The organism is Stenotrophomonas sp. TWI1149, from assembly GCF_039673155.1.
GTDB classification, from domain to species: Bacteria; Pseudomonadota; Gammaproteobacteria; order Xanthomonadales; family Xanthomonadaceae; genus Stenotrophomonas; species Stenotrophomonas maltophilia_AA.
Genome location: NZ_JBDJLB010000003.1, coordinates 177,608 through 198,846, shown reverse-complemented (window position 1 = coordinate 198,846; position 21,239 = coordinate 177,608). Strand labels below are relative to the sequence as shown.

General features: G+C 66.3%; 20 protein-coding genes and 7 tRNA genes. 15 read left to right on the top strand and 12 right to left on the bottom strand.

Going from position 1 to position 21,239, the window contains the following annotated elements:
* Window positions 1-168: 168 nt before the first annotated feature.
* Window positions 169-2,547 carry a phosphoenolpyruvate synthase gene (ppsA, locus tag ABE424_RS04870; RefSeq protein WP_346492025.1) on the bottom strand — a complete coding sequence of 793 codons (2,379 nt, stop codon included), beginning with the start codon at window positions 2,545-2,547 and terminating at the stop codon, window positions 169-171.
* 143 nt (window positions 2,548-2,690) lie between these two features.
* On the opposite strand from ppsA, the gene ABE424_RS04865 reads away from it, so the two are divergent.
* The 3 genes from ABE424_RS04865 (at window position 2,691) to ABE424_RS04855 (ending at window position 4,841) form a co-directional block, all read left to right on the top strand.
* Window positions 2,691-3,512 carry a pyruvate, water dikinase regulatory protein gene (locus ABE424_RS04865; protein ID WP_019184148.1) on the top strand — a complete coding sequence of 274 codons (822 nt, stop codon included), beginning with the start codon at window positions 2,691-2,693 and terminating at the stop codon, window positions 3,510-3,512.
* Window positions 3,513-3,783: 271 nt separating this feature from the next.
* The gene (locus tag ABE424_RS04860) at window positions 3,784-4,293 is read left to right on the top strand and encodes a DUF1249 domain-containing protein (protein ID WP_346490972.1); all 510 of its coding nucleotides are present in this window, start codon (window positions 3,784-3,786) and stop codon (window positions 4,291-4,293) included.
* Between the two features lie 59 nt (window positions 4,294-4,352).
* On the top strand, window positions 4,353-4,841 hold the full coding sequence (locus ABE424_RS04855) for an 8-oxo-dGTP diphosphatase (protein WP_179458667.1): 489 nt from the start codon (window positions 4,353-4,355) through the stop codon (window positions 4,839-4,841).
* A 19-nt stretch (window positions 4,842-4,860) separates the two neighbouring features.
* On the opposite strand, the gene ABE424_RS04850 is transcribed toward ABE424_RS04855, so the two are convergent.
* Entirely contained in the window at window positions 4,861-5,511 is a 651-nt protein-coding gene (locus ABE424_RS04850) for a methyltransferase domain-containing protein (RefSeq protein WP_346490973.1), read from the bottom strand.
* Window positions 5,512-5,887: 376 nt separating this feature from the next.
* On the opposite strand from ABE424_RS04850, the gene ABE424_RS04845 reads away from it, so the two are divergent.
* From ABE424_RS04845 to ABE424_RS04800, 10 genes are all read left to right on the top strand, one after another.
* The gene (locus ABE424_RS04845) at window positions 5,888-6,502 is read left to right on the top strand and encodes a CDP-alcohol phosphatidyltransferase family protein (protein ID WP_070474651.1); all 615 of its coding nucleotides are present in this window, start codon (window positions 5,888-5,890) and stop codon (window positions 6,500-6,502) included.
* 52 nt (window positions 6,503-6,554) lie between these two features.
* Window positions 6,555-7,670: a class III poly(R)-hydroxyalkanoic acid synthase subunit PhaE gene (gene phaE, locus ABE424_RS04840; protein WP_346490974.1), complete on the top strand. Its 1,116-nt coding sequence runs from the start codon at window positions 6,555-6,557 to the stop codon at window positions 7,668-7,670.
* Entirely contained in the window at window positions 7,667-8,737 is a 1,071-nt protein-coding gene (locus tag ABE424_RS04835; protein WP_179458670.1) for a class III poly(R)-hydroxyalkanoic acid synthase subunit PhaC, read from the top strand. The genes phaE and ABE424_RS04835 overlap by 4 nt, the downstream gene beginning before the upstream one ends.
* A gap of 2 nt (window positions 8,738-8,739) precedes the next feature.
* Window positions 8,740-9,105, top strand: a complete 366-nt coding sequence (locus ABE424_RS04830) for a YfeK family protein (RefSeq protein WP_346491241.1) — start codon at window positions 8,740-8,742, stop codon at window positions 9,103-9,105.
* Between the two features lie 47 nt (window positions 9,106-9,152).
* Window positions 9,153-9,356 carry a PspC domain-containing protein gene (locus ABE424_RS04825; RefSeq protein ID WP_123729552.1) on the top strand — a complete coding sequence of 68 codons (204 nt, stop codon included), beginning with the start codon at window positions 9,153-9,155 and terminating at the stop codon, window positions 9,354-9,356.
* Complete coding sequence (locus ABE424_RS04820) at window positions 9,353-9,817, top strand: hypothetical protein (RefSeq protein WP_346490975.1); 465 nt, start codon at window positions 9,353-9,355, stop codon at window positions 9,815-9,817. Before ABE424_RS04825 ends, ABE424_RS04820 begins: the two co-directional genes overlap by 4 nt.
* 134 nt (window positions 9,818-9,951) lie before the next feature.
* Window positions 9,952-10,167, top strand: coding sequence for a hypothetical protein (locus ABE424_RS04815; RefSeq protein WP_176988654.1), 216 nt, complete (start codon window positions 9,952-9,954; stop codon window positions 10,165-10,167).
* A gap of 206 nt (window positions 10,168-10,373) precedes the next feature.
* On the top strand, window positions 10,374-12,749 hold the full coding sequence (locus tag ABE424_RS04810; protein ID WP_346490976.1) for a Tex family protein: 2,376 nt from the start codon (window positions 10,374-10,376) through the stop codon (window positions 12,747-12,749).
* Between the two features lie 228 nt (window positions 12,750-12,977).
* Window positions 12,978-15,125 carry a PAS domain S-box protein gene (locus tag ABE424_RS04805; protein WP_346491242.1) on the top strand — a complete coding sequence of 716 codons (2,148 nt, stop codon included), beginning with the start codon at window positions 12,978-12,980 and terminating at the stop codon, window positions 15,123-15,125.
* A 280-nt stretch (window positions 15,126-15,405) separates the two neighbouring features.
* Entirely contained in the window at window positions 15,406-17,268 is a 1,863-nt protein-coding gene (locus ABE424_RS04800) for a methyl-accepting chemotaxis protein (protein ID WP_346490977.1), read from the top strand.
* A 62-nt stretch (window positions 17,269-17,330) separates the two neighbouring features.
* Here ABE424_RS04800 and ABE424_RS04795 read toward each other — a convergent pair whose 3' ends face one another.
* The 3 genes from ABE424_RS04795 to ABE424_RS04785 all read right to left on the bottom strand — a co-directional run bounded on the left by ABE424_RS04795 (window position 17,331) and on the right by ABE424_RS04785 (window position 18,192).
* Complete coding sequence (locus ABE424_RS04795; RefSeq protein ID WP_346490978.1) at window positions 17,331-17,690, bottom strand: transcriptional regulator; 360 nt, start codon at window positions 17,688-17,690, stop codon at window positions 17,331-17,333.
* Complete coding sequence (locus ABE424_RS04790; protein WP_346490979.1) at window positions 17,687-17,992, bottom strand: type II toxin-antitoxin system HigB family toxin; 306 nt, start codon at window positions 17,990-17,992, stop codon at window positions 17,687-17,689. The genes ABE424_RS04795 and ABE424_RS04790 overlap by 4 nt, the downstream gene beginning before the upstream one ends.
* A gap of 113 nt (window positions 17,993-18,105) precedes the next feature.
* A tRNA-Leu gene (locus ABE424_RS04785) sits at window positions 18,106-18,192 on the bottom strand.
* 124 nt (window positions 18,193-18,316) lie between these two features.
* Here ABE424_RS04785 and ABE424_RS04780 point away from each other — a divergent pair.
* The gene (locus ABE424_RS04780; RefSeq protein WP_346490980.1) at window positions 18,317-18,697 is read left to right on the top strand and encodes a response regulator; all 381 of its coding nucleotides are present in this window, start codon (window positions 18,317-18,319) and stop codon (window positions 18,695-18,697) included.
* 9 nt (window positions 18,698-18,706) lie between these two features.
* Here the strand turns inward: ABE424_RS04780 and ABE424_RS04775 are convergent, their stop codons facing one another.
* On the bottom strand, window positions 18,707-19,663 hold the full coding sequence (locus ABE424_RS04775) for an SOS response-associated peptidase family protein (protein WP_176988658.1): 957 nt from the start codon (window positions 19,661-19,663) through the stop codon (window positions 18,707-18,709).
* Window positions 19,664-19,768: 105 nt separating this feature from the next.
* Here ABE424_RS04775 and ABE424_RS04770 point away from each other — a divergent pair, with 105 nt between their 5' ends.
* Window positions 19,769-20,185 (top strand): GNAT family N-acetyltransferase, encoded by a 417-nt coding sequence (locus ABE424_RS04770; protein ID WP_346490981.1) that lies wholly within the window; start codon window positions 19,769-19,771, stop codon window positions 20,183-20,185.
* A gap of 49 nt (window positions 20,186-20,234) precedes the next feature.
* On the opposite strand, the gene ABE424_RS04765 is transcribed toward ABE424_RS04770, so the two are convergent.
* The 6 genes from ABE424_RS04765 to ABE424_RS04740 all read right to left on the bottom strand — a co-directional run bounded on the left by ABE424_RS04765 (window position 20,235) and on the right by ABE424_RS04740 (window position 21,081).
* A tRNA-Glu gene (locus tag ABE424_RS04765) sits at window positions 20,235-20,310 on the bottom strand.
* A gap of 50 nt (window positions 20,311-20,360) precedes the next feature.
* Window positions 20,361-20,436, bottom strand: a tRNA-Ala gene (locus ABE424_RS04760).
* A 104-nt stretch (window positions 20,437-20,540) separates the two neighbouring features.
* A tRNA-Glu gene (locus tag ABE424_RS04755) sits at window positions 20,541-20,616 on the bottom strand.
* A 50-nt stretch (window positions 20,617-20,666) separates the two neighbouring features.
* Window positions 20,667-20,742 (bottom strand) — tRNA-Ala (locus ABE424_RS04750).
* A gap of 135 nt (window positions 20,743-20,877) precedes the next feature.
* Window positions 20,878-20,953, bottom strand: a tRNA-Glu gene (locus ABE424_RS04745).
* A gap of 52 nt (window positions 20,954-21,005) precedes the next feature.
* A tRNA-Ala gene (locus tag ABE424_RS04740) sits at window positions 21,006-21,081 on the bottom strand.
* Window positions 21,082-21,239: the final 158 nt, after the last annotated feature.

Sequence of the window (21,239 nt, the reverse complement as noted above, 5' to 3'; positions counted from 1 at the left end):
GCCATGCGTGGCAACGCGGACCTTCCGGCCATTGGATGCCCACCAAATGGCGGCCCAACGAAAAGCAGCCACGCATGGCGTGGCTCTACCCCTGGGACCAAATGCCGCGTCCCAAAAACAAAACCCCGCTTGCGCGGGGTTTTGTTCTTCATCGCATTGCCGAAGGGATCAACCCTTGGCTTTAAGCTTGGCCAGACGCAGCCAGGTATCCACCACGGTGTCCGGGTTCAGCGACACCGATTCAATGCCTTCCTGCATCAGCCATTCGGCCAGGTCCGGATGATCGGACGGGCCTTGGCCGCAGATGCCGACGTACTTGCCCTTGGCGCGCGCGGACTTGATCGCCATCGACAGCAGCTTCTTCACCGCCGGGTTCCGCTCGTCGAACAGGTGCGCGACGATCGAGGAATCGCGGTCCAGGCCCAGGGTCAGCTGGGTCAGGTCGTTGGAGCCGATCGAGAAGCCGTCGAAGATCTCCAGGAACTCATCGGCGAGCAGTGCGTTGGACGGCACTTCGCACATCATGATGATCTTCAGGCCGTTTTCGCCCTGCTTGAGGCCGTTCTGTTCCAGCACCTCGACGACCTTTCGGCCTTCTTCCAGCGTGCGCACGAACGGGATCATGACCCACAGGTTGTCCAGGCCCATCTCGTTGCGCACGCGCAGCACGGCCTGGCATTCCAGGGCGAAGGCGGCCGAGAAGCTCGGGTCGACGTAACGGCTGGCGCCGCGGAAGCCGATCATCGGGTTCTCTTCGTGCGGCTCGTAGTTGCTGCCGCCGATCAGGTTGGCGTACTCGTTGGACTTGAAGTCCGACAGGCGCACGATCACCGGGTTCGGGGCGACCGACGCGGTCAGCGTGGCGATGCCTTCGGCCAAGCGACCGACGTAGAAGCTGACCGGATCGGAGTAACCGGCGATCTTCTCGTCGATCTTCTTCTTGGTCGCCGCGTCCTGGCGGTCGTACTCCAGCAGCGCGTTCGGGTGGATGCCGATGTGGCTGGCGATGATCATTTCCAGACGGGCCAGGCCGATGCCGGCGTTCGGCAGCTGGCCGAAGTCGAAGGCACGTTCCGGGTTGGCCACGTTCATCATGATCTTCAGCGGCGCCGGCGGCATGTTGCCCAGGTCCGTGGTGGTGCGCTCGAATTCGAGGATGCCGTCGTAGATGAAGCCGGTGTCGCCCTCGGCGCAGCTGACGGTCACTTCCTGGCCATCCTGGATCAGCTGGGTCGCGTTGCCCGAGCCGACCACGGCCGGTACGCCCAGCTCACGCGCGATGATCGCCGCGTGGCAGGTACGGCCGCCGCGGTTGGTCACGATGGCCGAGGCGCGCTTCATCACCGGCTCCCAATCGGGATCGGTCATGTCGGCGATCAGCACGTCGCCGGGCTGCACGCGGGCCATGTCGTCCAGGGTGCGCACCACGCGGGCGGTACCGGCACCGATCTTGGCACCGACGGCGCGGCCTTCGGCCAGCACCTTGCCGTCCTTCTGGTTCAGTGCAAAACGTTCGATCTGGGTGGCATGGCCACGCGACTTCACCGTCTCCGGGCGCGCCTGCACGATGAACAGCTTGCCGCTGACGCCGTCCTTGGCCCACTCGATATCCATCGGGCGGCCGTAATGCTTTTCGATCACCAGCGCCTGCTTGGACAGTTCCTGCACGTCCTCATCGCTGATCGAGAAGGTGTTGCGCAGGTCGGCCGGGGTGTCTTCGATGCGCACGCGCTCACCGGGGACATCCGAATACACCATCCGGATCGCCTTGCTGCCGAGCGAGCGGCGCAGGATCGCCGGCTTGCCCGCGCTCAGGGTGGGCTTGTAGACGTAGAACTCGTCCGGGTTGACCGCACCCTGCACGACCATTTCGCCCAGGCCGAACGAGGAGGTGACGAACACCACGTCGCGGAAGCCGGACTCGGTGTCCAGGGTGAACAGCACGCCGGACGAACCGACGCCCGAGCGCACCATCAGCTGCACGCCGGCGGACAGGAACACGTCCTCGTGCTTGAAGCCGTGGTGGACGCGGTAGGCGATCGCGCGGTCGTTGTAGAGCGAGGCGAACACTTCCTTGACCTTGAGCACGACATCGTCGGCGCCGGTCACGTTGAGGAAGGTTTCCTGCTGGCCGGCGAAGGACGCATCGGGCAGATCTTCGGCGGTCGCCGAGGAACGCACCGCGACCGCGACGTCGCCGCCGCCGTTTTCGCTGCACAGCTTGGCGTAGGCGGTGCGGATGTCCTGGTCCAGCGCCGGGTGGAGCGGGGCATCGATCACCCAGCCGCGGATTTCCTTGCCGGCGATCGTCAGGGCACCGACATCTTCCACGTCCAGCGTGGCCAGCTTGTCGAAGATGCGCTTGGACAGATCGTTATGGGCGATGAAGTCCTTGAAGGCTTCAGAGGTGGTTGCGTAACCGCCGGGGACAGACACCCCCAGACCGGCCAGATTGCCGATCATTTCGCCAAGCGACGAATTCTTGCCGCCTACGCGGGCCAGATCGGCCAGGCGCAGTTCGTGCAACCACAGGATGTTCTCGTTCAAGCGCGATGCTCCGTTTGGCCATCGCCCGAGGCGGGCTGGATGGCCACGTCCGTAGGAAGAAGCCGATATGATGCCGGGCAGACCGCTGTCGGCACAAGCTTGTATCGACAGCCTTTTTAAGCTTCGGAGGGGGTAAAAGCCGTATGTCGACGATCCGTCCGGTGTTCTACGTGTCCGATGGAACCGGTATCACCGCTGAAACCATTGGGCATAGCCTCCTGACCCAGTTCTCCGGGTTCAGCTTCATCACCGACCGAATGTCGTTCATCGATGATCCGGAAAAAGCGCGGGAAGCCTGTGAAAGGATCCGTGCAGCGGGGGAGCGGTACCAGGTTCGGCCCATCGTGGTCAGTTCCTGCGTGGACAGCGGGCTGAGCATCATCCTGGCCGAAAGCGGCGGGTTGATGCTGGACGTGTTCGCCCCCTTCATCGAGCCGCTGGAGCGCGAACTGGCGGTCAACCGGCATTCCCGGGTCGGCCAGGCGCACGGCATGGTCGACTTCGAGACCTACCACCGCCGCATCAACGCGATGAACTTCGCGCTGACCCATGACGACGGCATCGCCATCAACTACGACGATGCCGACGTGATCCTGGTGGCTGTGTCGCGGGCCGGCAAGACCCCCACCTGCATCTACCTGGCCCTGCATTACGGGGTCCGTGCGGCCAACTACCCGCTGACCGACGAGGATCTGGAGCAGGACCGGCTGCCGCCCCGGCTGCGTCCGTACCGCAAGAAGCTGTTCGGCCTGACCATCGACCCGGACCGCCTGCAGCAGATCCGCCAGGAGCGCCGCCCCAATTCGCGCTACGCCAACCTGGAGACCTGCCGCCGCGAGGTCGCCGCGGCCGAGACCATGTTCCGGATGGAGCGGATCCCGACCCTGAGCACCACCCACACCTCGATCGAGGAAATCTCGAGCAAGGTGCTGGGCACGCTGGGGCTGCAGCGCGAGATGTATTGACCGTCGTGCCTTTGGGCAGCGGTCAATGTGCGCATTCCACCGTCCTCGTCCGGGGTGGCGGTAGTGCCGGCCGCTGGCCGGCTCCTCCAGGATTCCGGCGGAGCGGTTTGTCAGGGCAGCCGGCCAGCGGCCGGCACTACAACAGCGCAGGATGTGCAGTAAGCCGGCCAGCGGCCGGCACTACCCTGCGTCCGTGAACCGGTGACGGGCCGCCCCTTTGGCCGGGCTGCCGCCGCCCCCACGTTGGGAGATCAACGTGTAGGATCGACCCATGGCCCAGGCATCGCCCCGTATCGAACGCATTCCCCGGCTCAGCCGCCTGAGCTGGCTGATGGGGCTTTACGCCGAGAACTACCAGCACCTTGTGCGTCTGTTCGCGCCCTCCGAGCTGGTGCCCGGCAGCTATGTCTCCTCGATCGGCGACGGTCTGGATGTGCGGCTCGACGTGATCGAGTGCCACCGTTACACGGTCGAGCTGCGTCTGACCTACGACTTCGCCGACCCGGTCACCGGGCAACCGGATCCGTCGGCCTATGTGCGCCTGTACCGTGACGCCCGCCAGGCCGAGACCACCCATTGCTACGTCGGGCGCCGCTGGCAGGACGTGGTGGGCATGTACCCGCCGCCGGCCGAGCTGATCAGCCACCGCATGCGGATGAACACCTTCCTCGGCAAATGGCTGGAATACCTGGCCGAACGCGGCCACGGCGTGGCGACCCTGCGCCGCGATGGCGCGGTGGCGGCACCCACGGATGCCCGTCGCACCACCCTGGTGCCCTGAGCCGCCCTCTGGCGGATCACGCATAATCGGGGGTCTGTGTTCCCCCGAGCCTGTGCGAAATGCCCTATACCCCCATCGTGGCCACCCTGGGCTACGTGCTGTCCGCCGACGGCAAGCAAGTGCTGATGATCCACCGCAACGCCCGCCCCGGTGACCTGCACCTGGGCAAGTACAACGGGCTGGGCGGCAAGATGGAGCGCGATGAAGACGCCGCCGCCTGCATGCGCCGCGAGATCCGCGAAGAAGCCGGGATCGAGTGCGGGACCATGCGCCTGCGCGGCACGATCAGCTGGCCGGGCTTCGGCAAGAACGGCGAGGACTGGTTTGGTTTCGTGTTCGTCATCGATGACTTCACCGGCACGCCGTTGACCTCCAATCCGGAGGGCACGCTGGAATGGGTGGACGTGGACAGGATCGACAGCCTGCCGCTGTGGGAAGGCGATCGCAGCTTCCTGCCGCTGGTCTTCGACGACGAGCCCCGCGCCTTCCATGGCGTGATGCCGTACCGCGATGGCGCCATGGAATCCTGGAGCTATACCCGGCTGTAATGCCGGCCAGCGGCCGTCACTACCTGCGGGCGAGCAGCAGGTGGAAATGCTTGTTGACCTCGCGCCCGTCGTTGCTGCGCCCGGTTTCGTGATGGGCGCGCCAGCCCTGTACGGTCAATCCAGCGCTGCGCAGGGCCTGCTCGACCTCGGCCAGCTCGTGCAGGTGGAAGCCATGCGCGGTGAACGGCAGGGTGCGCATGAAGGCGGCATCCCCAAAGGCCAGGCAGAGCCGGCCACCGGGGCGCAGCACGCGGGCCAGTTCGGCGAACGGGAATTTCAGTTCGTCCCAGAAGTACAGGGTGTTCACTGCCAGCGCCGCGTCGATGCAGGCCGCGTCCAGGGGCAGGGCCTGGGCATCGCCGAGCCGGACCTCGGCGCGATCCTGCAGCCCGCGCGCGGCCAGCAGCATGTTGCCCGCGTCGACCATCGCGGCCGAGACATCCAGCCCCAGGTAGAGGCTGCCCGAGGAGCGCAGCAGATCGGGTGCAAAGGCTGCATTACCCGGGCCGATCTCCAGCACCTGCTCGTCCGCGGTGACCGCCAGCAGGGCGATCGCGGCGCGATTGAGGTCGCCGTTGCTGCGGTTCATCGATTCGGCCACGAGGAGCGCGTGCTCACCGTGCGGGTGGCACAACTGGGCGGCCAGATGGTCGGGGGAAAGCACGCGCAAGACTCCTGTCGGTGGGCGGCAGGACCTGGCGGCGGCGGAGTCCATCCACCAGCTTAGCCCACCGGCGGCACCGATGGGCGCCCCTGTGAAGATCGATCGGCCAGCCACGATGAAGATCGGTGATCAACAAATCACCAAGGTCGCGTCTATTGAGACTGAGTTGTCCACAGGGGGTGTGGATGACTCGTGGGCAAGTTTGTGGATAAGCGCCTCCGGCCCCCGCTGGCGCTCGCTGTCAAGATGGGTGGTCAAAAATTCACCGCAGGTCGTTCTCGCGTGAACGGCGCGGCAAGGCCGGGTACGGTGGCGTAGGGTGGGGTGTCCGGGTGCGGGCCGCTCGCGGTACTCTCTTGCGATTGCCGCCACCCGATCTTCCATGAAACGTCATTTCTCGATGTTGCGCGAGTTCCACCTGGCCGACTGGTTCACCCTGGCCAACGCGTTCTGCGGCACCGGCGCGGTCTTCGCCGCCATGCGCTACCTGCAGGACGGCGAGCGCAGCTACCTGCTGTTCGGCATGGCGCTGATCCCGCTGGCCTTCATCTTCGACGCACTGGACGGGCGCATCGCCCGCTGGCGCAAGTCCAGCTCCACGCTGGGCCGCGAGCTGGATTCGCTGTCGGACATCATTTCCTTCGGCGTGGCCCCGGCGGCGCTGGCCTACGCCTGCGGCATGCAGGGCGGCTGGGACTGGCTGGTGCTGAGCTATTTCGTCTGCTGCGGCGTCAGCCGCCTGGCGCGCTACAACGTGACCGCCGAGGCGCTGGCCGGTGAAGGCGACAAGGTGCCGTACTTCGAGGGCACCCCGATTCCGACCAGCCTGGCGCTGGTGGTGGTGCTGGCCGTGGCGGCGAGCGTCGGCGCGACCGGCGCGGACCTGTGGCTCGGCCAGTGGCAGCTCGGCCCGTGGCAGCTGCACCCGCTGGTGCTGCTGTTCGCGCTGTCCGGCTCGCTGATGATCAGCAAGACCCTGCGCATCCCCAAGCCGTGAGGCGGCCCGGCGAGGCATTGCTATCATCGTTTCCCGAGACGGGAGGGCGGTCATGACCACGGCGGGCAGCGGCAGCGGCGCAGGCGATGTAGAGGCCTTGGCGCGGCAGTATTTCAGTGCCTGGGGCGATGCCCTGCGGCACGCTGCGGCAGCGCCGGGCCATGCGGGTGGCCCCGAGGGCCAGGGCAACTGGCAGCAGGCGATCGACGGGTGGGCGCAGATGATGCCCAACGCCGCCAGCGGCCCGGCCGACGAGGCCGTGCATCGCTTCCGTGAGCAGGCCGGTGGCTGGTACGGCACCATGCAGCAGGTGGCCGCGCAGTTCGCCGGTCGCGACACCACCAGCGCCGACGTCGCGCAGGCCTGGCGAAAAGCCGTGCTGGGGCAGGGCAACGGACTGCTGCAGTGGATGCTGCAGGGCGCACGCGGACACACGCATGCCGAGGGTCCGGATCTTCTCCAGTTGCTGGAGACCTTGCAGCGCCAGCTTGGCCCGTGGCTGCAGAGTCCCGCATTCGGTCCCGGTCGCGAGCATCAGGCCCGCTGGCAGGCGCTGCTGCGCGCGCAGCAGGAGTATCAGGCGCATTCGCGCGATTACGTGGAGCAGATCAAGCAGGCACTGGACGATGCGTTCACCCTGTTCGAGCAGCGGCTGGCCGAGCACGAACAGCCGGGCAACCAGCTGACCAGTGCGCGGGCGATGTTCGATCTGTGGATCGACGCGGCCGAAGAGGCGTATGCCAAGGTCGCGCTGTCCGAGCCGTTCCAGACGGTCTATGCCTCGCTGGGCAACGCCCAGATGCGGCTGCGCGCGGCCACCCAGCAGGAAATCGAACGGCTGACCGAGAGCTTCGGGCTGCCGACGCGCACGGAGATGGATGCGGCGCATCGCCGGATCGCCGAGCTGGAGCGGTTGGTGCGGCGCATGGCCAGCGGCGCGGGTACGGCGGGCCCCAGCAAGGCAACATCCGGCAAGGCAGCACCGAAGCGGGGCAAGGCACCTGCCGCAGCGCGTGCGGCTGCGGCACCTGCCGGTAAGGCCAAGGCGAGCAGGCCCGCGGTAAAGCCAGCCGCCGCGAGCAAACGCGCAGGCAACGTTTCCACGCCGGCCAGGGACACCAAGCCTGCCACCAAGCCCACCACCAAGCCCCGGAAGCGCAGCGCATGAAAGGCCCCCTGGGCTTCAACGCCGAAGACCTGCTGCAGGAAACCCTGGCCATGCAACGCAAGCTGATGGATGGCCTGAAGCTGCTGCCGTCGGTGGACGATGTCGATTACGGCGTGACCACGCGCGAAGAGATCTGGCGCGACGGCAAGGTCACGCTGTACCGCTTCGTCGGTACCGAAGCGCCGGTGCACCGCACGCCGCTGCTGATCGTCTATGCGCTGGTCAACCGGCCGTACATGGTCGACCTGCAGACCGACCGCTCGCTGGTGCAGAAACTGCTGGCGCTCGGCCACGATGTCTATGTGCTGGACTGGGGCTACCCGGACCGCTCCGAGCGCTACCAGACGCTGGAGGATTACCTGCTGCGCTTCGTGGATGGCGCGGTGGATCACCTGCAGGCGCGCAACGGTGGCGAGCCGATCAACATGCTGGGCATCTGCCAGGGCGGCGTGTTCGCGCTGTGCTATGCCGCGCTGCGCCAGGCCAAGCTGGCAAACCTGATCACCATGGTCACCCCCGTCGATTTCCACACCCCGGACAACATGCTCTCGCACTGGGCGCGGCAGGTGGATGTGGACCTGCTGGTGGACACGCTGGGCAACATCCCGGCTGATCTGATGAATGCCAGCTACCTGATGCTCAAGCCATTCCGGCTCAACGTCCAGAAGTACGTGGGCCTGCTCGACATCCTCGACGACAAGGACGCGCTGGAAGATTTCCTGCGCATGGAGAAGTGGATTTTCGACTCGCCCGATCTCGCCGGCGAGGCGTTCCGTGACTTCATCAAGCAGTTCTACCAGGGCAATGGCCTGATGCACGACGGCGTCCGCATCGGCGAAGAAACGGTCGACCTCCAGCAGGTCACGTTGCCGGTACTGAACATCTATGCGGAGCAGGACCATCTGGTCCCGCCGGATGCATCGCGCGCGCTGCGCGGCCGGATCGGCAGCACGGACTACACCGAGAGCAGTTTCCGCGGTGGCCATATCGGCATCTACGTGTCCGGGCGCGCGCAGCGCGAGGTTCCGGCGACCATCACCGGTTGGTTGAACGAGCGCGCGCAATGAACATGCGTTCCCTTCTCTGGCTGGTCGTGGGTCTGTCGGGCATCGCTACCGCCCAGGCCGCCCCCAGCGAGGCCGCCCGCCGCGAGATCGCCGGCCTGATCGGTGCGCTGGATGGCTCAACCTGCCGCTTCCAGCGCAACGGCAGCTGGCATGATGCGCCCGAGGCGCGGGCCCACCTGCAGCGCAAGTACGACTACCTGCTCAAGAAGGACAAGGTGGACACCGCCGAGCAGTTCATCGAGCGGGCCGCCAGCCAGAGCAGCATGAGCGGCAAGCCGTACCGGATCGCCTGCCCGGGCCAGCCGGAGCAGACCGCCGCGGTCTGGTTCGGGGCGCGACTCAAGGCCCTGCGCCAACGCACCCCGTAGACACGGTTCGCGCTAGAGTCGGCACCTACCGGCTCGAGACCCCGTGCATGAACACACCGCCGCGCCCCCTGTCCCGTTCGCTCAACGACCGCATGATCGCCGGGGTGATGGGCGGCATCGCGCATCGCTACGGCTGGAACGTCACCCTGGTGCGGGTGCTGTTCGTGCTGATCTCGATCGGCTCGGCCGCCTTCCCGGGCATCCTGGTCTACCTGATCCTGTGGCTGTTGATCCCCAACGAGGCCGATTGAGCCTGTCGCCGCTGCTGCTGCGCGCCCTGCAGGTACTGGGCGCGCTGTGGACGTCACCCAACACCCTGATCGGGCTGGCCGCCGGCACCGCCGGGATGCTGGCCGGTGCGCGGCCATCGTGGAACGCGCGCGACTGCGCGATCGTGTTCCGCGAGTTTCCGTGGGGGCCGGGTGGGGCGATCACCCTTGGCAACGTCATCCTGCATACCGGAACGGTACTGGACGTGCCGTGCCGCACCTACGCGCACCAGGCGGGCCACGCCAGCGAGCCGGTGATCGGCCTGCACGACCACGAGCGTGCGCATGTCTACCAGTATCTGGTGCTGGGGCCGTTGTATCTTCCGGTGTATCTGCTCTGTGGTGGCGTGAGCGCACGCAATCCGTTCGAGCGGGCCGCCGATGTGTATGCGCTGCACGGGCGGGGTTGGTGGCCCAGTTATTTCCGCGTTAAAACCATGTAAGAAAAATGTCGACAACGCGGCGTCATCTGCATGCAAAAAAACGTTATTAGCCTGCATGACGAATCAGTCAGCTTTGCCGGGGTAAACTTGCATCGCTGTATGAGCAACAACGTTTTTCTGGAGGAATACATCACATGGCAATCGTTCTTTATGTCGGTGGTAGCAAGGATGGCGACAAGGGCCTGGTGCCCCATGGCTTCAGCAAGTCCCAGGCCGATACCGAGCTGGGCCCGGAGATCTACACCGAGCGGTTCATGGAGCTGCAGGGTGTGGGCAGGGTGCGGGTGATGGCGTTGGAGTCGATGCGCGACGACATCGTCCATCAGCGTGCTGCAGTGCATTACCGGTAAGCGAGCCACACTGCGGAGGTGCCCGGTTGTCGCGGGCGCCCGCGCCGGCATCCCAGCCCCACGCAGGATGCCGGCGTGAACGCCGGACCCCTCGTGTGGTGATCGCCACGGGGCGACAGGTTCGGCCCGGCCTGTCAACGGCTTTCCCCCGCCGCCCGGCATTGCCAGAATGGGTTCTTTCCGCAAAGCGGCTCCGGCCGGAAGCAATGCCTGACATCAAGCTCGCGCAGCAGATCGCCCAGACCATCGCCGATGAGATCGGTGCCCAGACCGCCCAGGCCCTCGCCGCCATCGCCCTGTTGGACGAAGGCGCCAGCGTTCCGTTCATCGCCCGCTACCGCAAGGAAGTCACCGGCGGCTTGGACGATACCCAGCTGCGCAACCTCGAAACGCGCCTGACCTACCTGCGTGAACTGGAAGACCGCCGCGCCGCGGTGCTCTCCAGCATCGACGAACAAGGCAAGCTCAGCGACGAGCTGCGCAACGAGATCCTCGGCGCGGACACCAAGTCGCGCCTGGAAGATCTGTACCTGCCCTACAAGCCCAAGCGCCGCACCCGTGCGCAGATCGCGCGCGAAGCCGGCCTGGAGCCGCTCGCCGATGGGCTGCTGGCCGATCCCGGCCTGGACCCGCAGGTGTTCGGCGCGGGCTTTGTCGATGGCGACAAGGGCGTCGCCGACGTCAAGGGGGCCCTGGAGGGCGCCCGTGCGATCCTGATGGAGCGCTGGGGCGAAGATGCCGCGCTGGTCGGCGAACTGCGCACCTGGCTGGGCGAGAACGGCGTGATCCGCGCACGTGTCGCCGAGGGCAAGGAAGAGCAGGGTGCCAAGTACCGCGATTACTTCGAGCATTCGGAGTCGCTGGCAAAGATTCCGTCGCACCGGCTGCTGGCGCTGTTCCGTGCGCGGCGCGAGGAAATCCTGTTCCTGGAACTAGACCCGGGCAGCGATGCGGAGGCCGGCAATCTGTACGCCGAAGGCCGTGTCGCGCACAACGCCGGCATCCGCGACGCCGGCCGCCCCGGCGACCGCTGGTTGCTGGACGCCTGCCGCCTGACCTGGCGCGCCAAGCTGCACATGCACCTGCTCCTGGACCTGTTCAACCAGGCCCGCGAGAAGGCCGAGGCCGAGGCGATCGCGGTGTTCGGCGACAACCTCAAGGACCTGCTGCTGTCCGCCCCGGCCGGCCCCAAGGCCGTGCTTGGCCTGGACCCGGGCATCCGCACCGGCTGCAAGATCGCCGTGGTCGATGCCACCGGCAAGCTGGTGGCCACCGACACCATCTACCCGCACGAACCGCGCCGCCAGTGGGACCAGTCGCTGCACGCGATCAAGCAGTTGTGCGTGCAGCACAACGTGGACCTGATCGCGATCGGCAACGGCACCGCCAGCCGCGAAACCGACAAGCTGGCCGGTGAGGTGATCAAGGCACTGGGTGATACGAAGCTGCAGAAGATCGTGGTCAGCGAGGCTGGTGCATCGGTGTACTCGGCCTCGGAGTTCGCGGCCAAGGAATTCCCGAACCTGGACGTGTCCATCCGTGGCGCGGTGTCGATCGCCCGCCGCCTGCAGGACCCGCTGGCCGAACTGGTCAAGATCGATCCGAAGGCGATCGGCGTGGGCCAGTACCAGCACGACGTAGACCAGTACCGGCTGGCGCGCGCGCTGGATGCGCGCGTGGAGGACTGCGTCAACGCGGTCGGCGTGCACGTCAACACCGCCTCGGCCGCGCTGCTCTCGCGCGTGTCGGGGCTGTCGTCCACCGTCGCCGAGAACATCGTGCGCCACCGCGACGACAACGGTCCGTTCAAGCGCCGCAAGGACCTGCTCAAGGTGCCGCGCCTGGGCGAGAAGACCTTCGAGCAGTGCGCCGGCTTCCTGCGCATCGCCGATGGGGACCAGCCGCTGGATGCCTCCTCGGTGCACCCGGAAGCCTACCCGGTGGTGGAGCGCATCGTGGCGGCCACCGCACGCCCGATCAAGGCGTTGATCGGCGACGGCAGCTTCCTGCGTGGGCTCAAGGCCGAGCAGTTCACCGACGAAACCTTCGGTGTGCCGACCGTGCGCGACATCCTCAAGGAACTGGAAAAGCCCGGCCGCGATCCGCGCCCCGAGTTCAAGGCCGCGCGCTTCGCTGACGGTGTCGAAGAACTGAAGGACCTCAAGGTCGGGATGATCCTGGAGGGCGTGGTCAGCAACGTGGCCGCGTTCGGTGCCTTCGTGGACATCGGCGTCCACCAGGACGGCCTGATCCACATCTCCGCCTTGTCGGACACCTACGTCAAGGATCCACGCGACGTGGTCAAGGCCGGTGACATCGTCAAGGTGAAGGTGCTGGAGGTCGACGTGGCGCGCAAGCGCATCGCGCTGACCCGCCGCCTGGACGACACCCCGGCCCCGGCCAAGGCACCCGGCGAGCGCGATGCGCGCCCGGCCGGAGGCGGTCGCCGGGAGGGCGGGGCAGGCAACGGCCCGCGCAATGGCGGCCGTGGCGCCCCCTCCGGGCCGCGCCCGGGCAGTGCCGCGCCGCCGGCCAACAATGCGCTGGCCGACGCCTTCGCCCGGGCCAAGCGCGGCGGCTGAGCGCCTCTCCGCTGCCTGCCAGGGGCCGCCTTCGGGCGGCCCTTGGCGTTTCTGGTCCCGCCGATGGGCGGAGGCACTTCTGGTTTCGCCCGGGTTTACGCACACTTCGCGTTCAATGCCCGTAGGGTAGGTGGACGGCGGGGAGCCCAGATGACAGACGACCAGGCAGGACCGGGCGACCGGGCGGGCCGCAGCGCCGATGACCGCGCTGGCGCCGCGCTGCGCGAGATGGCCGAACAGCGCCACCGGCTGGAGATGATCATCGAGGGCACCGCGGCGGGCACCTGGGACTGGGACATTCCCGGTAACCAGATGCGGGTCAACGAACGCTGGGCGGAGATCGTGGGCTACACCCGCGAGGAACTGGCGCCGATCACGCCGGAGACCTTCTTCCGGCTGGTGCATCCCGACGACCTGGCCCAGTCCAACGCGTTGCTCGAGGAGCACATGGCGGGCCGCTCGCCGCGCTACGACAGCCTGTGCCGGATGCGGCACAAGAAGGGCCACTGGATCTGGGTGCAGGACCGGGGCCGCGTCTACGAACGCGATGCACAGGGCCGGCCGCTGTGGATGGCCGGCGCGCATGCCGATGTCACCGAGCTGCAGGAGGCCCGGCAGGATGCGGCGAACATGCGCCAGCGCCTGCAGGCGGTCGTCGATGCCTCCGACGAGGTTGCGGTGATCGCCACCGACATCGACGGGGTGGTCAATCTGTTCAACACCGGTGCGCAGAAACTGCTCGGCTACCGCCCCGATGAAGTGCTCGGACGGGTCAACCCGGGCCTCTTCCACGATCCGGAGGAGATGCGTGCCTACCTGCAGCCCCAGATGGGGGCGGACGGGCGTCTGCCGACCGTGTTCGAGGCGTTGAGCGCGCGGGCCGCGCAGGGCACCTGGTCACATCAGTGGACGTTCCTGCGCAAGGACGGCGAGCGCCGCCAGGTGCGCCTGTCGATCAGTCCGCTGGACTGCGCCGGCGGCAACCGGATCGGCTACGTCGGCATGGCGGTCGACCTGACCCCGCTGCTGCAGGTCCGCGAGCAGGCATTCCTGGCCTCGGAAAAGTTCGCCGGGGCGTTCTCGTCCGCGGCGCTGGGGATGGCCCTGGTATCGCTGGAGGGGCGCTGGCTGGACGTCAACGATTCGCTGTGCGGCATCCTCGGCTACACCCGTGCCGAGCTGCTGCTGATCGATTTCCAGACATTGACGCATCCGGACGACCTGCATACCGACCTCGCCCTGCTTGGCGATCTGCTGGCCGGCCGCCGTGAGCATTACCACATGGAGAAGCGCTACCTGGGCAAGGCCGGCAACCTGGTCTGGGGGCGGCTGTCGGTCTCGCTGGTCCGCACGGAAAATGGCGAGCCACTGCATTTCGTCTCCCAGATCCAGGACGTGACCGCGCAACGACTCAGCGGCCAGCAGCTGCGCGAATCCGAGCAGCGCACCCGGGTCACGCTGGATGCGGTGGCCGACATGGTGCTGACCCTGGACCTGCACGGTGGCATCCAGTACGCCAACGCAGCGGCCACCCGCGCGCTGGCGGGCGAGGGCGCCGACGCACTGGCCGGGAGCCGGCTGCAGGAGGTGGTGGAACTCACCACCGAGTACGCGCCGCGCTCGCCGTTGGACGTGGCGGTGCTGCTCGACCCGGACAGCAATGCGGTCGACCTGCATTCGGACCTGCTGCTCGCGGTGGGAACCCACCTGCTGCCGGTCGACCTGACCCGTGCCTGGCTGCGCGATGAGGACGGGCTGACCAGCGGCGCGGTCTGGGTGATCCGTGACGTCACCCAGCAGCGCGCGCGCCAGCGCGAGGCCCGGCACCTGGCCGAGATCGACCCGCTGACCGAGCTGAGCAACCGGCGCGGATTCGAGGCGCACCTGCAGCAGGCCATCACCCGCGTGGCCCGCACCGGCCAGTCGGCCTCGTTGATGTACATCGACCTGGACCACTTCAAACCGGTCAATGACACCCACGGCCATCTGGCCGGTGATGCGGTGCTGTGGGCCGTGGCCAGCGTATTGCGGCACGGGGTGCGGGATTCGGACATCGTGGCGCGGCTGGGGGGCGATGAGTTCGCGGTGATCCTGGCCGGCTGTTCGCTCAAGCGTGCCCGCCGCATCGCCATCGACCTGCTCGAGGCGATGCGCGGGTTGTCCATCCCCTGGGACCAGCGCCGGCTGAGCGTGGGCGCGAGCATCGGCATCGCGCCCCTGTTCGGCGGCATGAGCGTGGATGACGCCGTGGCGGCGGCGGATGCGCAGTGCTACCGGGCCAAGGCGCTGGGGCGCGACAACGTGCAGGTGGAAGCCCAGGCGCTCGGTGCGATCGACCCGCTGGACGCGCTCGATGCCAGCGAAAGCGGCGAGTAGGCGCGGGTCCACCCTGCGTCACACAGCGACGATGACGGCCCTAAAGCTTTCAGAAGACGCGCCGTTATATGACTCGCAGTTGCTGCCTCTCTGCTCACGTGGATGCCTGGCCGTACACCTTTTTTAATGGTTCTTGTTCACCGGCTTGCCCGGTGTTTGCAGTCCATCGAAGCAACGTCATCACCACTGGCGATCTTCGTGAGTCCCAGCCAACGGAATACCGCCACCGGGCCACCGCCCGGCGCTGACCTATTCGCTAACAGGACACCGAGGTCTAAAGATGATTACTTCAGGCTTGCACACGCATGTGCCAGGTCGTGACAGCGACGCCGATGCAGGCTCGTTGTGGCGTTCGCTCACCGCATTGTTCGTTTCCCGTCGCGCCGCCCATGGCGCCGCGGCATCTGCCGCGCTGCAGCGGCAGGCCGAGCTGGAAGACCAGGTCAAGGCGCTGCACCGGGTTCAGGCGGTGATCGAGTTCCATCTCGACGGCACCATCGTGCACGCCAACGACAATTTCCTGCAGACACTGGGCTATACCCTGGAGGAAATCCAGGGCAAACACCACGCCATGTTCGTCGATGCCGAGTATGCGCAGAGCAGGGAATACCGGGACTTCTGGGCCAACCTGGGCCGCGGTGAGTTCGAGGCGGGCCAGTATCGGCGGCTGGGTAAGGGCGGCCGCGAAATCTGGATCCAGGCATCCTACAACCCGGTCTTCGACAGCCACGGGCGGCCCTACAAGGTGGTGAAGTTCGCCACCGACATCACCGCGCAGAAGTTCCAGGCCGCCGATTTCGCCGGCCAGCTGGCGGCGATCAACAAATCGCAGGCCGTGATCGAGTTCGACCTGGAGGGCCGCATCCTGGCCGCCAACGAGAATTTCCTCGCCGCGATGGGATACGCCCTGGACGAGGTGCGCGGGCAGCATCATGCGATGTTCGCCGAGCCCGACTATCGGCAGAGTGCGGAGTACCGTGCGTTCTGGACCAAGCTGGGCCGCGGCGAGTACGATGCCGGCCAGTACAAGCGGCTGGGCAAAGGCGGGCGCGAGGTCTGGATCCAGGCGTCGTACAACCCGATCTACGACATGAACGGACGCCCGTTCAAGGTCGTCAAGTACGCCACCGACATCACCGTGCAGGTGCGTGACACCCTGGCGCTGCAGCAGGCCGTCGCGCAGACGCGCGAGGTCGTCGCCGCGGCGCAGGCCGGCGACCTGACCGGTCATATCGCCACCGAGGACAAGTCCGGCCCGATCGCCGAGCTGTGCCAGGGCATCAATGCGCTGGTGGAGGCGATGGCCGGGATCATCGCCCAGATCAAGCTGGCCGCCGACACCATCGCGGTGGGTGCCAGCGAGATCGCCGAAGGCAACAGCGACCTGTCTGTGCGTACCGAACAGCAGGCCGCCTCGCTGGAGGAAACCGCTGTTTCGATGAAGGGCCTGACCGCCACGGTGCGTCGCACCGCCGACAATGCCCGCCAGGCCAATCAACTGGCCGGCGGCGCGGTGGAGGTGGCCGCGCAGGGTGGGCAGGTGGTGCACGAGGTGGTCTCGACCATGTCGCTGATCAATGATTCCTCGCGCCGCATCGTCGACATCATCGGGGTGATCGACGGCATCGCGTTCCAGACCAATATCCTGGCGCTCAACGCGGCGGTGGAGGCGGCCCGCGCGGGTGCGCATGGCCGTGGCTTTGCCGTGGTCGCCTCGGAAATCCGCTCGCTGTCGCAGCGTTCGGCCGAGGCCGCCAAGGAAATCAAGCAGCTGATCGGCGATTCGGTCGAGAAGGTCGGGGCAGGCACGCGCCAGGTCGAGAGCGCGGGGCGCACCATGGACGAGATCGTGGTCAGCGTGAAGCGCGTGAGCGATCTCATGGCCGACATCAGCGCCGCGGCCCAGCAGCAGAGCGAAGGCATCGAGCAGATCAACCAGGTGGTCGAGCATATCGACGAGAGCACCCAGCAGAATGCCGCGCTGGTCGAAGAGGCCTCGGCGGCCGCACGCAGCATGGAAGAGCAGTCGACCCAGCTGCTGCAGACGGTGGCGGCGTTCCGGGTGACGGGGGCGGTGGGTGCGGCGCGGCCGGCTGCGGCGAATACGCACAATGGCGCACATCCGACGCTTCGGCTGGTCTGAGCGGGTCTGGATGCACCTGATATGAGAAGGCCGGACCGGAGCGGTCCGGCCTTCGTCACCGCTTAGAGTCCGACGAGACTTTCCACCGGAATACCCAGATTCCGGTGCAGGTTGCGGATCATGTTCAACGTCAACGCACGCTTGCCGTTGAGCACCTCGTAAACCCGATTGGGCTGGCCGATGCTGGGCACCAGATCCTTGGCGGTCAATCCGGATTGCTCCATGCGGAACTTGATCGCCTCGATCGGGTCGGGAGGGGCAATCGCGTGGTGCTTGCTCTCGTAGGACTCGATCAGGGTGATGAGTACGTCGAACTCATCGCCTTCGGCGGTGCCGACCTCGGGAGGGTGGTCGAAGTAGTGCGACACAGCCTTGAGAGCGAGCTGATAGTCGTCTTCATTGCGGATGGGACGGATGTTCATGGGGTGCACTCCACCGTAGTCACATCGATTGCATCGTATTGGGCATGCGTGCCGATGAATTTGATGTAGACCGCCTGGTATTGATAGGCGATTGCCACCACGAGGCGGTAGTCATTGCCTTTGATGTTGAAGACGACGCGATTGTTCGCCACGAAACTGGCCGTCGCATAGTGATTCCGGATGTCCTGCGGCGTACGCCACTCAGCGTTCTTCGCCTCGTCGTACCAGGCTTTGAGAGATTGCTCCGCTGCAGGGTGCTTGGCCCAGAATCGCTCAAGTACAGGCTTTGCCAGGATTCGCATCTGCGCAGCTTAGTCCCATTTTGGGACTTGGGCAAGCAGGCCAGCAGGCAGGCGAAGCCGCTGCTCACAAAAAACGCCCCGGATCCGTCGATCCGGGGCGTTCTGGTTTTCCATGGTGCCGAAGGTGGGACTCGAACCCACACGCTTTTAAGGGCGGCGGATTTTGAGTCCGCTGCGTCTACCGATTCCGCCACTTCGGCTGGCTGGCCGCGTAGTGTATACAAGATGTCGACATTTGTGCAGACCTGAATGCTTAAGTTCCTGTCAGGGTTTCACCTACGCAGGACGCTATACTCATCGCGCTGAACCATACAGGGAGTCGTCATGAGCGCGCTGCAGGATCTTCGGGTGCTGGTGGTCGAGAACGACGAAATGAGTGCGGCCCTGCTGCAGATGCAGCTGGCGCAGTCCGGCGCCGTGGTGGTGGGACTGGCGGCCTCGGTCGCCGAGGCGCTGCGCCTGCTCGCCGAAACCGAGCCACAGGTGGTGCTGCTGGATTACCGCTTGGCCAACAACGAGACCAGTGAAGCGGTGGCTGCTGCCCTGGTGGCGCGCCAGATCCCCTTCGTGCTGGCGACCGGCATGGCGACCGAGCATCTGCCCGAGGCTTTCCGGCCGGGTGTCATCCTGACCAAGCCGTACGTGACGGCCGACCTGAACACCGCGCTGGGGCGTGCCCGGGTGGGCGACTCCGTCGCCGGCTGAGCGGCGACCTCACGCTGCTTCGGCGTGTGCCAGGGCGACCGGTTCGCGGTCGTCCAGGATCCGGTACAGCGCGGCCAGATCCTGCGGGTCCGGATTCAGCCACGCATCCAGATGTTCGCGCCGGATCGGGACGATGCAGCGGTCATGGCCGGTCCGCGCCACATCGGCAGGCGGATCATCGGTGATCGCGGCGAACGACAGCAGGCGACCTTCCGGTCCCTCCCATTCCGACCACAGGCACGCGATCAGCAGATCGCGCGGCGGCTGCGGACTGAACTCCAGCACGACGTTCTCGGCTTTCTCGCCGGGCGAGAGCGGGCGCTGCTCCAACGCGTGCCGTGGAACGTGCTCGTAGAACGACTGCACCACCACCACGCCATGCCGGTGGCCGAACGCGGATTTCCAGTACGCCTCGAGGCTGTCCCGGCGTGCGTTGTACGTGCCGGGATACAGCGCGTCGTTGCGCGCGGGCTTGTCCGGCAGCCGGCACTGGTATCGCATCGGCTTGATCACGCGCTGCCCGTGCTCGGACACGATCACCGGCGCGTAGACCCCGGGGAAAATGCGGCTGTCGCGCGGCACCAGGCCCGCGCGCTGCAGATCGGACAGGCGCGTCTGCGCGCGCTCGATGCGGTTGCCGGCCACGCGCACCTCGGTGCGCGCCTTCTGCGTGGGGCGCGTAGCCAGTTGTTCCTCGGCCGCTTTCAAGCGCGCGCCCTGCAGGCGCACTTCCTCATCCAGTGCCTGCATTTCCTCGGCATGCCATTGCTGGATCCGCGCCACGATCTCCTGGCCCTGCGCGGTACGCGCGCCGGCAAAGCCGTCGTCCATCGCCTTGGGGGTCTTCGGACGCTGCTTGCCGGCATCGTGCGCATACAGCTGGGCGAACTCGTCCAGCGACATCATGGCGCCGTACTCACGGACCAGCTTGGTGTAGTCGGCGCGGATCTGGGCGGAATAGCACATGGCGGGAGAGCAGGGTGGGCAGGGGGACAGGATAGGCCCATGGGTCGCACATCCTGCGAATCCGTTCGGGCATGCTGAGCGTCCATTCAGTGCTGGATCCGCGTCATGTCGCTGCCCGTCGGTGTTCACTGCATTCCGTTACCGCCCAACGTGGAGGAGTACCGCGCGCTGCGGGTGCTGGCCGGCCTGAGCCCGAAATCGGCCGAGGCGGCGGCGCGTGGCCTGCCCAGTACGGTGTTCGGCGTGAGCCTGCGCGAGGGTGACCGGCTGCTGGCCATGGGCCGGATCGTCGGCGACGGTGGCTGCTTCCTGCAGGTAGTGGATATCGCGGTGGTGCCGGACCGGCAGGGACAGGGCCTGGGCAAGGCCGTGATGGCCGAGCTCGACGCCTGGCTGCGCGCAAATGCCGTCGGTGCCTACGTGAGCCTGATCGCCGATGGGGAGGCGCATCGGCTGTATGCGCAGTTCGGCTTCGCCTTGACCGCGCCGCGTTCGGTGGGCATGGCGAAGGTGGTGGCATAGGCCCATAAACAAACAGCCCCGACCGAAGTCAGGGCTGTTTGTTTGAAGCTGGCGTCCCCACGGGGATTCGAACCCCGGTCGCCACCGTGAAAGGGTGATGTCCTAGGCCTCTAGACGATGGGGACGCGTTAAACCGAATTTTTGGCTTCCATCGGACGGCCTGTGTCCGGAGAAGTGGTGGAGCCAGGCGGGATCGAACCGCCGACCTCCTGCATGCCATGCAGGCGCTCTCCCAGCTGAGCTATGGCCCCACAGTTGTGCTGCGAGCCGCCTATCATAGCGGCGGTTTTGCCGGATGGGAAGGGGTTCGTCAAACAAAAAGCCCCGACCGAAGTCAGGGCTGTTTGCTTGAAGCTGGCGTCCCCACGGGGATTCGAACCCCGGTCGCCACCGTGAAAGGGTGATGTCCTAGGCCTCTAGACGATGGGGACGCGTTAAACCGAATTTTTGGCTTCTATCGGACGGCCTGTGTCCGGAGAAGTGGTGGAGCCAGGCGGGATCGAACCGCCGACCTCCTGCATGCCATGCAGGCGCTCTCCCAGCTGAGCTATGGCCCCACGTTGTACCGCGAGCCGCCTAGTATATCTGCCTGTTCACGTTTGTGGAAGCCTTTCCGGACATCCGCAACGCAACCGCAGTAAGCGGTGAACAAAAAGACCCGGCATGCCGGGCCTCGGTGTTCTTCTGATGAGTGGCGTCCCCACGGGGATTCGAACCCCGGTCGCCACCGTGAAAGGGTGATGTCCTAGGCCTCTAGACGATGGGGACGCATGAAACTCATCAAATTGTTCAGCACACCCGGACGGCCTAATGTCCGGAGTGGTGGAGCCAGGCGGGATCGAACCGCCGACCTCCTGCATGCCATGCAGGCGCTCTCCCAGCTGAGCTATGGCCCCACGATGCTGGAGGCGGAATTCTACGCGGCCGTGAAGCGTTCGCCAAGTCTTTTTTCTGAAACACCGAAGAAAGAATGCACGCAGCCACTCGACCATCGATGCCGGCGGTTCCCGGCAGTCCGCATCGACACGCAGACCAAGGAAAACAGATCGCACGT